General features: G+C 54.8%; 1 tRNA gene and 2 rRNA genes (1 of these 3 cut by a window edge). All 3 read left to right on the top strand.

The features are described from left to right. Positions 1-1,788: ribosomal RNA gene (locus EOA23_RS30015) — 23S ribosomal RNA — on the top strand (it extends 1,037 nt beyond the left edge of the window). A 300-nt stretch (positions 1,789-2,088) separates the two neighbouring features. After that, positions 2,089-2,203 (top strand): 5S ribosomal RNA (rrf, locus tag EOA23_RS30010). A gap of 202 nt (positions 2,204-2,405) precedes the next feature. Further along, positions 2,406-2,482: transfer RNA gene (locus EOA23_RS30005), tRNA-Met, on the top strand. Positions 2,483-2,500: the final 18 nt, after the last annotated feature.

Genomic DNA, 2,500 nt, shown 5'->3' with positions numbered 1-2,500 from the left:
AAGGGAAACAACCCTGACCTACAGCTAAGGTCCCCAAGTTATGGCTAAGTGGGAAAGGATGTGAGGATCCCAAAACAACCAGGATGTTGGCTTAGAAGCAGCCATCATTTAAAGAAAGCGTAACAGCTCACTGGTCTAAATAAGGGTCTTTGCGCCGAAAATGTAACGGGGCTAAAGCCATACACCGAAGCTTAGGGTTCGTGAGCAATCACGAGCGGTAGCGGAGCGTTCTGTAAGCTGATGAAGCCGTACCCGTGAGGGGCGGTGGAGGTATCAGAAGTGCGAATGCTGACATGAGTAACGTAAGGGGAGTGAGAGACTCCCCCGCCGAAAGACCAAGGGTTCCTGCTTAAAGTTAATCTGAGCAGGGTTAGCCGGCCCCTAAGACGAGGCGGAAACGCGTAGTCGATGGGAACCACGTTAATATTCGTGGGCCTGGAGGTAGTGACGGATCACACAAGTTGTCCAATCTTATCGGATTGAACGGGCAGCGGAGTGGTTCCAGGAAATAGCTCCTCCTTATAGACCGTACCCGAAACCGACACTGGTGGTCAGGTAGAGTATACCAAGGCGCTTGAGAGAACTATGCTGAAGGAACTCGGCAAATTGCACGCGTAACTTCGGAAGAAGCGTGACCCTTTTCTACGCAAGTGGAGGAGGGTGGCACAGACCAGGGGGTAGCGACTGTTTATCAAAAACACAGGGCTCTGCGAAGCCGCAAGGCGACGTATAGGGTCTGACGCCTGCCCGGTGCTGGAAGGTTAAGAGGAGGGGTGCAAGCTCTGAATCGAAGCCCCAGTAAACGGCGGCCGTAACTATAACGGTCCTAAGGTAGCGAAATTCCTTGTCGGGTAAGTTCCGACCTGCACGAATGGCGTAACGACTTCCCCGCTGTCTCCAGCATAGACTCAGTGAAATTGAATTCCCCGTGAAGATGCGGGGTTCCTGCGGTTAGACGGAAAGACCCCGTGCACCTTTACTATAGCTTTACATTGGCATTCGTAGTGGCATGTGTAGGATAGGTGGTAGGCTTTGAAGCCTGGGCGCCAGCTCAGGTGGAGCCACCCTTGAAATACCACCCTTATTACTATGGATGTCTAACCGCGGCCCGTTATCCGGGTCCGGGACAATGTATGGTGGGTAGTTTGACTGGGGCGGTCGCCTCCTAAAGAGTAACGGAGGCGCGCGATGGTGGGCTCAGAACGGTCGGAAATCGTTCGCTGAGTGCAATGGCATAAGCCTGCCTGACTGCGAGACTGACAAGTCGAGCAGAGACGAAAGTCGGTCATAGTGATCCGGTGGTCCCGCGTGGAAGGGCCATCGCTCAACGGATAAAAGGTACGCCGGGGATAACAGGCTGATGACCCCCAAGAGTCCATATCGACGGGGTTGTTTGGCACCTCGATGTCGACTCATCGCATCCTGGGGCTGGAGCAGGTCCCAAGGGTATGGCTGTTCGCCATTTAAAGCGGTACGTGAGTTGGGTTCAGAACGTCGTGAGACAGTTCGGTCCCTATCTGCCGTGGGTGTAGGAATATTGAAAGGATCTGTCCCTAGTACGAGAGGACCGGGATGGACGGATCTCTGGTGGACCTGTTGTGGCGCCAGCCGCATTGCAGGGTAGCTATATCCGGACGGGATAACCGCTGAAGGCATCTAAGCGGGAAACCCACCTTGAAACGAGTATTCCCTGAGAACCGTGGAAGACGACCACGTTGATAGGCCGGGTGTGGAAGAGCGGCAACGCTTGAAGCTTACCGGTACTAATAGTTCGATAGGCTTGATCGTTCTCATTACTTATATCCATCAAGGCGCAATCCAAAGGATTGTCGCCGACAAAGTCGGATGGTCTACCAGCGCTCACGCATGAGAGGCCCTTACGGGCCAAAGCTTAAGCGAGGGCGCCGGACGACCGGCGACGCGCAGTCGCGCTTGCGGGCTTCGCCCGTCGGCAAAACGCAGACGTCGCCTTGGCACAACAAAGACCAGCGAACAGCCTGGAGAAGCAGCAAATAGGATCCCCTATTGGCTACTCGCTATCGGCTATTCGCTTTAAAAAGCTTCTCGATTGAACATGCGTTTTGCCGACCTGGTGGTTATGGCGGAGCGGCTGCACCCGATCCCATTCCGAACTCGGCCGTGAAACGCTCCAGCGCTGATGGTACTTCGTCTCAAGACGCGGGAGAGTAGGTCGCTGCCAGGTCTGCCAAGCGCATGTTCACCCTCACATCCGGATCAAACCCGGATGGAGCTAATCTTCTCTCTGCGATAAAGGCCCGCCAACGGGACCACGGGCCGCGAAAGCGGCCCTTTCATTTGGTGAGCCATCTACCTATCTGTAGGCCAGCCTATTCCCAGGCTTGCGCTTACGCCCAAGAACGCAAGCAAACGCTTGCTCGTAGTGACGCGGGGTGGAGCAGCCCGGTAGCTCGTCAGGCTCATAACCTGAAGGTCACAGGTTCAAATCCTGTCCCCGCAACCAATTTTATCATAAATCAAT

The sequence above is a fragment of the Mesorhizobium sp. M2A.F.Ca.ET.042.01.1.1 genome, assembly GCF_003997405.1.
Classification (GTDB): Bacteria; Pseudomonadota; Alphaproteobacteria; order Rhizobiales; family Rhizobiaceae; genus Mesorhizobium.
Note: the sequence above shows the minus strand (reverse complement) of the source record. Positions and strands in the feature narration are given on the sequence as shown.